The organism is Streptococcus sp. 477, assembly GCF_013277295.1.
Taxonomy (GTDB): Bacteria; Bacillota; Bacilli; order Lactobacillales; family Streptococcaceae; genus Streptococcus; species Streptococcus pseudopneumoniae.
In genome coordinates this window covers 1-5,753 of the sequence record NZ_VMMQ01000017.1, presented here as the reverse complement: position 1 = coordinate 5,753, position 5,753 = coordinate 1, and the positions used below count along the sequence as shown (strand labels likewise).

Sequence of the window (5,753 nt, the reverse complement as noted above, 5' to 3'; positions counted from 1 at the left end):
ATTTTGCTCAATTGTACGTGTCAGTCCTTCGATTACTACCTGTTTATCGTAATTCATCGTCTAAAAATCTTTCAATAGCTTCTCTATAGGAGACTTCCGCCATACCGTCTAAGTCGTTCAGGGCTTCAATATAGTCTGGACGCCCTTGCCCATACTGCTTTTTCAAAAACTCAACAAAGAGATGAATTTCCTGATAGGTTACTCCAACCATATTTCTTACCTCCCACTAAAACGGAAAATCATCTTCCTCAAGGGCGTATCCTGGCATCTGTTCCTCAATATTCGAACGGTTAGCAGTATCATCACGCTTTTCAAGTCGCTCAAAACCATCTGCGACCACCTCAGTCAGATAGACCCTGCGCCCCTCCTGATTCTCATAGTTCCTTGTCTGGATGCGACCCGTCACACCGACCAGATTGCCCTTCTTGCACCATTCTGCGAATAGCTCCGCCTGCTTACGCCACATCATACAGTTGATGAAGTCCGCCTCTCGCTCGCCGTTGGCTCCCTTGAAGTTCCGATTGACTGCAAGAGTAAACGTAGCGACTGCCACATTTGACGGTGTATATTTCAATTCAGGGTCTTTCGTCAAGCGCCCCACTAACGTAACATTATTGATCATCTTTCTTGTCCTTTCTTGCTGCACGTTCTCCGATTAAGTAGCCGAGAAATAGCCATAGAATAGCCATGCCAAATTCTTTAATAAATTCAATCATTTTCTTCTCCTCCTGAAAAAGTTGCTAAATAGTAACAATCCTTCGCACCATAGTCAAACCGTGTCGTCCGCTGACCAATGTGCTTCTGAAACCTTGGCTGAGTGATAGCCTAGAAAGCCCACTGATGATCTTCCATTTGCTCAATGAGATCATCGACATTGTCAAACATCCCAAGGTAAAACTTGCAGTGCCCGTTGTAGACGAAGTAAAGCTCTAACATCACTCCACCTCAACAGGGTAAAAGTTCCCAAAGGAACCCCTCAATGCCTTTCCTACCTGTAGGGCTGCCCCCCGAGAAACAAACCGCAAGGCTTTCTTCTCCTCAGAATATGAAATGTCCAAGCCGGTCACTCCGATAACCACGGATCTCAGAAAGGGCTTATCCTCTCTTGTTCCATGTCTTAAAATAAACATCAGCTACCTCCATTCTAAAAATAGTGCTTCCGCTTGTTTGTCAAGTCATTGAAAACCATCAAATGGTCTTTATCTACACCCTTCATCAGTCTGGACATAAAGGGTCTGCCATATCTTTTCTGAATATCAGCAGAAGTCAAATTGGTGGTAATAATTGTATTTGAACGCTTATTCAGGATATTGTAGAGAATAGTAAACGACCACTCACTATCCTTTTCCATGCCCAAATCATCCAAGACCAAAAACTTGGCACTGGCAATTTTATTGACCAGAAACTCTTCCTGACTAAAATCAGCTTTAATCTTCATCAACAAGTCCGTCACATTGATAAAAATCGCAATCTCTTTCGTGTACTCAGATAGAGCCTTAACCATCGCAAAGGCCAAATGGCTCTTACCAGTTCCAGCTTCTCCTTGTAACACGATATTGTTCCTAGCCCCCTCAGACCACTCACGACAAATCCTTTTTGCAAAAGCTAGCTTTTCTGCTTCTTTTTCAGTGGGTGTCTCAAAGTTGTCCAAAGTCGCATTTTTCAAAACCTCATCATAAAGAGAAAACTTCTCAAGATAGTATTTCCTCTCTCGCTCATTCTCAGCGTCGGCCAGTTCATTCACTCTTGCTTGATTCTCCTCATGGATCCGCTCAGATTCACACATGCGGCATACAACACTCTCAGTCCGCAATATCTTTATCAAAGGAATGTTATGCTTTTCGCAAAACTCATCTTGTTGTTCTGTATTCCTGTGATAAGATAAGGCAATCTCCTCAAACACATTGTCTACCATGACAGACGACCTCCACATTCATGCCAGCTAGCCATTTCAGACAAGCATGCAACCACTTGATGAATTGGTTGGTCTGCTAAAAGAGTTTTCTTCTCGTAGCTTAACGGATAATAGTCAATCTCGAATTGTTCAATTAGTTCTAGTATCCCCATTCGTCCTTGGCCTCCTGTTCTTCTTTCTTATCCTTATTCTTTTTCTCTGATTGACGAACCTGCTCAACAGTGGTAACATTGTTCATCTGCCAATTTCTTAAAATCCCACCAATATATTTGATGTTCGGCTTTCCTGAGTTAATAGCAGTCTTCAGTGCTTCCTTTACCAAATTCACATCATTCTCATTTAGGAGATGGTTAATTTCTTCAATCTCAAATCCAGATAAGAGCCTACGAAATTCAGATTGAAAAAGTTCTAAGATATTTTCTTGACCACCACTACTAGTAGTAGTAGTTATTCTTTTCTTATTCTTATCTTTATCTAATCTATTCTTATTCTTATCTTTATCTTCTTCTAGTGCGTTACCGTCCGTTACTGTAACGTTACCTGTAACGTTACCAAGAGCAAGATTTTTCTGTTTTTTACGGTATTTGGCTACACGGTTGCGTGTCTGTTCCTTTATTTTCTCCATTCCGTCAACGTTTTGATGTTTTTCCCAATTTGGCAAGCTAATAATACCATCGATAATCTCAATCATCCCAAACTGTTCAAAAACTCCAATAGCCATTCTTACTGTATTCAATGGTCTACGAAAAATAGTAGCTAACATTTCATCTGTATAGTGAACCTTATCAGTCATCATCAACAAACCATTACTGTTATGTTTTCCAGCAAGTGTCAAAATCTTGAACCATATCACTAAGATGGCATCAGGATCAGGCAAGGCATCAATCAGGCAAATCTTTTCATCGTCAAAAATATCGGTTGTGATTTTTATCCACTTAATTTCAGACATACCTAGCACCCCACTTCCTACGGTTAGCGCGATACTTCATTCGCATATCCTCATAGATGTACATGCCTTCCAGCTCCATTTTTTCAATCTTTAGCAGCTTATTTTTAAGCTCCACATCACGATAGTCCTTAGCTAGTTTTTTATAGTCTGTTAGGTATTCTTTGACTAGTAATAGATTTTTATAATCGTTTTCCCATGTCGTAATAAAATGTCTTGAAGTTGATTCCCTTCCTTCCAGTTCTTTAACAATCATAATCAGGTTATCCAGCGATTCAATCAATTCTTCCATTTCCTGACCTCATCATTACAAAAGTCTGATTGCAGACTGTTTAGGTTCTGGCAAAGCTAACGGCTCAGGGCGCAATCCTACAGGCGGTTCGTTGTCGTAGGTGAAACCCTTGAACTCTCTACGAATATTCTTGCGAATTTCTTGACGCTGTGCCTCTCTACCACGTTCGTATGCATGGTTGTAGCCTTGGATAATCATAGACGCAAATTCTTGCTCTTCTCGTCTTTCTTTTTCCTTACGCTCCTCTTGCAATTTGATATGACGATAAGCCCCTGCAAAACCAATCAGCAAAGCTCCAACACCCATCAACTGGTCTAAAATCGGTGGTTCAAACATTTTTAATCTCCTAAATAACTTTTTCTTTCAGTGTTTCAAAAACTTCAAACTTCAAATTTGTCTGTTCTTTTATTTTCTTCAATACACTAAGCACTGTGTCATCTTCGTTAAACTGAATAATGGTATCACTTATAACTAGTTCGTAGATGTTAGACATAATTCTATTATCAGTCTCTGTTTGTTCATCGGATTCTAGTTCTGAATCGATTTCGTTCTCATAATTTTTGAGAGCGTTAGCGGATTCATTAAATCCATGAAGTAACAATGTTCTCTGTAAAATTTCATTCACATCAATGTATTTATCTAAGCTTTCTCTTTCTCTTGCTCGTTTTGTTTCTTCAGGAAACAGAATATGCATTCTATCAAATATTTTGCTAAGTATTTTTACATTCTTTTTGGTTGGTTTTGTCTGAGTATTTACAATACTAGCCATCGGATATCCTTTAGTAAATCCAAGTTTTAAATCTAAATCACTGGCAGAAGACGAAACTTCTTTTCTAAGATTTTTTAAAATATCAATAAGCAAAGTTGCCCACATTATCGACATAAAATCATGACCAAATGAACCGTTGTAATCATTTGGTTTGTCAAGTGGATTAAATTTCTCGTTGGATAAATCTTGTACAATTTTTTTAAGATTTTCATCTTCGTGCTCATATCTTTCAAAGAAATTTCGCAAACCTGGTCTATTCTCTTTTTTCATCTTATGTTTGTATGCTTTTTTATTATTCATCTTCTCTCTCCTTATGCTCTTAATTTTCGTACTTCTTTTTCTAATTCCAAAATTTCATAAACATCATTGATATCATACATAATATCTTTCCCTTGCTTACGAAATCTTAATCCTTTACGTTCTAACTTTTTAATATAGCCATGAGTAAAGCCGAACTTCTTCATCAAAGCCTGTTGATTGATTGGCATGCGATCATTCTCTAATTGCTCCTTGACCTGCTTTTCAGCAAAAGCCAATAATTGATTTGTGAACAATTCAGCACTTTCGCCGTCTAATCGTAATTGTAACGTTATACCTTCCATTTTCTACATCCTCTCAACTATGCGGGCAAGCATTTTTGTGATATAATGGTTTAAATTGTTTTAGTATGCGCCTGATTGCCGTCAGGTGCTTTTTTGCGTTGTTGTCAAACTGTTTTACTTTCCAGCGCTCTGAGTTCTATCTCATGGCTGACTTGTCTAAATAGCTTCTCACACGCTATTTTAGCTTCTCTGTACGTTGTAGATTCGCTGATGAAGTAATCAGCAAGTTCGATGATTTTGTCTTCCATTTAACCTCCTATATCGGTCTTGAGACTGATGTAATATCCTCCTAAATTGCTATAATACTCTTGACTAATATCTCTCCCGTTTTAGTCAAAAATTTAACAGAAAGGAGGTTCAAAAAATGAGTAAGCTTAGCCATAAGCCAAACCACGTTGTTAAGAAACTAACCTGGGAAAATCTCGATAATATTCTATTATCTAATTTTTCAGAGTCGACTACTGATAAACCTAGCGCAGTAATTCAGTTATCTGATTTTGAAATGTCTAAAACTGAAATTATCGAAGAAGCAACTGCTCAAGGTTATCAAGTTATCGATAATTCTGATGGTTACTTAAAGTTTCTATAACGAATTTTAAAGATGATATATTTGTACGATTTACATCAATATCTCTTTTTAACTTAGCGATCTGTCTATCAGATTGCTTTTTTCTTTTCCCACTATACGGATATCGTCTTGGTCTCATTTTCTTTCCCTCCCTACGCTTGATTAAATGCGTTCAGTTCCATGATTTTCATCTTGGTATTGGTGCTTGGCTCCCACGTCATCCAGTAAGCTAGAGCGGCATCCGCATGCTTCTTGGGTAGCAAGTCATAGCGACTAATGTTGAAGTGGTCTTTAAAGTCAATCTCAGCTTGTCTAAATACCGACTGAGCAAAAATCTTATCCGCATAAGCTGGGCTATCAATGCCACCCAGGCAAGCCACAACCCTAGCCTTACGCTTCTTCAGGAGCGACTGAGCATAGCTTGGATGAATCGGTTGCTCACTCTTGAGGTAGTCAATATCCTCCAGCATGGTCGTCTGTTGCTCACGCAATTTCTTCTGGCCAGTGAAGAGAGCGATAAAAGCATCCTCGTCCAAATCCTCGCGAATAAATCCGCCCTGCTTACGAATAGCTGGCAAGACCTCTGATGTCACCCAGCGCTTGAACTCCTTAGCTTGAGGCAACTTGCTGGATAAGATAAGAGAGTAGAGACCAGATTCGT

General features: G+C 39.0%; 13 protein-coding genes and 1 pseudogene. 1 reads left to right on the top strand and 13 read right to left on the bottom strand.

Translation table 11 applies throughout. The features are described 5' to 3' along the window. Positions 1-43 precede the first annotated feature (43 nt). The 12 genes and pseudogenes from HT691_RS03505 to HT691_RS03460 form a co-directional block, all read right to left on the bottom strand. Positions 44-211, bottom strand: coding sequence for a hypothetical protein (locus HT691_RS03505; RefSeq protein ID WP_000233205.1), 168 nt, complete (start codon positions 209-211; stop codon positions 44-46). A 15-nt stretch (positions 212-226) separates the two neighbouring features. Beyond that, positions 227-622, bottom strand: coding sequence for a single-stranded DNA-binding protein (ssb, locus tag HT691_RS03500; RefSeq protein ID WP_000609557.1), 396 nt, complete (start codon positions 620-622; stop codon positions 227-229). A gap of 86 nt (positions 623-708) precedes the next feature. Continuing rightward, positions 709-936 (bottom strand): annotated as a pseudogene (locus tag HT691_RS11250) (hypothetical protein). Further along, on the bottom strand, positions 936-1,130 hold the full coding sequence (locus HT691_RS11620; RefSeq protein ID WP_306345044.1) for a hypothetical protein: 195 nt from the start codon (positions 1,128-1,130) through the stop codon (positions 936-938). Before HT691_RS11620 ends, HT691_RS11250 begins: the two are co-directional and overlap by 1 nt. 14 nt (positions 1,131-1,144) lie before the next feature. After that, the gene (locus tag HT691_RS03495; RefSeq protein ID WP_000228207.1) at positions 1,145-1,915 is read right to left on the bottom strand and encodes an ATP-binding protein; all 771 of its coding nucleotides are present in this window, start codon (positions 1,913-1,915) and stop codon (positions 1,145-1,147) included. Further along, entirely contained in the window at positions 1,909-2,067 is a 159-nt protein-coding gene (locus HT691_RS03490; RefSeq protein ID WP_000511763.1) for a hypothetical protein, read from the bottom strand. The genes HT691_RS03495 and HT691_RS03490 overlap by 7 nt, the downstream gene beginning before the upstream one ends. Then, complete coding sequence (locus HT691_RS03485; RefSeq protein ID WP_172921784.1) at positions 2,055-2,864, bottom strand: phage replisome organizer N-terminal domain-containing protein; 810 nt, start codon at positions 2,862-2,864, stop codon at positions 2,055-2,057. The genes HT691_RS03490 and HT691_RS03485 overlap by 13 nt, the downstream gene beginning before the upstream one ends. After that, positions 2,857-3,153, bottom strand: a complete 297-nt coding sequence (locus HT691_RS03480; RefSeq protein ID WP_172923237.1) for a hypothetical protein — start codon at positions 3,151-3,153, stop codon at positions 2,857-2,859. The genes HT691_RS03485 and HT691_RS03480 overlap by 8 nt, the downstream gene beginning before the upstream one ends. A gap of 15 nt (positions 3,154-3,168) precedes the next feature. After that, on the bottom strand, positions 3,169-3,489 hold the full coding sequence (locus HT691_RS03475; RefSeq protein WP_100127879.1) for a hypothetical protein: 321 nt from the start codon (positions 3,487-3,489) through the stop codon (positions 3,169-3,171). A gap of 10 nt (positions 3,490-3,499) precedes the next feature. Beyond that, positions 3,500-4,222 carry a hypothetical protein gene (locus tag HT691_RS03470; RefSeq protein WP_001060361.1) on the bottom strand — a complete coding sequence of 241 codons (723 nt, stop codon included), beginning with the start codon at positions 4,220-4,222 and terminating at the stop codon, positions 3,500-3,502. 11 nt (positions 4,223-4,233) lie between these two features. Beyond that, a complete protein-coding gene (locus HT691_RS03465) occupies positions 4,234-4,524 on the bottom strand; it encodes a hypothetical protein (protein ID WP_000398534.1) in 291 nt (96 codons plus the stop codon). Positions 4,525-4,628: 104 nt separating this feature from the next. Beyond that, the gene (locus HT691_RS03460) at positions 4,629-4,772 is read right to left on the bottom strand and encodes a hypothetical protein (RefSeq protein WP_000389586.1); all 144 of its coding nucleotides are present in this window, start codon (positions 4,770-4,772) and stop codon (positions 4,629-4,631) included. Between the two features lie 116 nt (positions 4,773-4,888). Here HT691_RS03460 and HT691_RS03455 point away from each other — a divergent pair, with 116 nt between their 5' ends. Continuing rightward, positions 4,889-5,113 (top strand): hypothetical protein, encoded by a 225-nt coding sequence (locus tag HT691_RS03455; RefSeq protein ID WP_000040988.1) that lies wholly within the window; start codon positions 4,889-4,891, stop codon positions 5,111-5,113. Positions 5,114-5,244: 131 nt separating this feature from the next. Here the strand turns inward: HT691_RS03455 and HT691_RS03450 are convergent. Next, positions 5,245-5,753: ORF6C domain-containing protein (locus HT691_RS03450; RefSeq protein ID WP_172925250.1), on the bottom strand; the 509-nt coding region annotated here is incomplete at its 5' end.

Coding starts and splice junctions, on each gene's coding strand:
- HT691_RS03495 (WP_000228207.1), bottom strand. CDS start 1,915: ATGGTAGACAATGTGTTTGAGGAGATTGCCTTATCTTATCACAGGAAT.
- ssb (WP_000609557.1), bottom strand. CDS start 622: ATGATCAATAATGTTACGTTAGTGGGGCGCTTGACGAAAGACCCTGAA.
- HT691_RS03470 (WP_001060361.1), bottom strand. CDS start 4,222: ATGAATAATAAAAAAGCATACAAACATAAGATGAAAAAAGAGAATAGA.
- HT691_RS03465 (WP_000398534.1), bottom strand. CDS start 4,524: ATGGAAGGTATAACGTTACAATTACGATTAGACGGCGAAAGTGCTGAA.
- HT691_RS11620 (WP_306345044.1), bottom strand. CDS start 1,130: ATGTTTATTTTAAGACATGGAACAAGAGAGGATAAGCCCTTTCTGAGA.
- HT691_RS03455 (WP_000040988.1), top strand. CDS start 4,889: ATGAGTAAGCTTAGCCATAAGCCAAACCACGTTGTTAAGAAACTAACC.
- HT691_RS03480 (WP_172923237.1), bottom strand. CDS start 3,153: ATGGAAGAATTGATTGAATCGCTGGATAACCTGATTATGATTGTTAAA.
- HT691_RS03490 (WP_000511763.1), bottom strand. CDS start 2,067: ATGGGGATACTAGAACTAATTGAACAATTCGAGATTGACTATTATCCG.
- HT691_RS03505 (WP_000233205.1), bottom strand. CDS start 211: ATGGTTGGAGTAACCTATCAGGAAATTCATCTCTTTGTTGAGTTTTTG.
- HT691_RS03460 (WP_000389586.1), bottom strand. CDS start 4,772: ATGGAAGACAAAATCATCGAACTTGCTGATTACTTCATCAGCGAATCT.
- HT691_RS03485 (WP_172921784.1), bottom strand. CDS start 2,864: ATGTCTGAAATTAAGTGGATAAAAATCACAACCGATATTTTTGACGAT.
- HT691_RS03475 (WP_100127879.1), bottom strand. CDS start 3,489: ATGTTTGAACCACCGATTTTAGACCAGTTGATGGGTGTTGGAGCTTTG.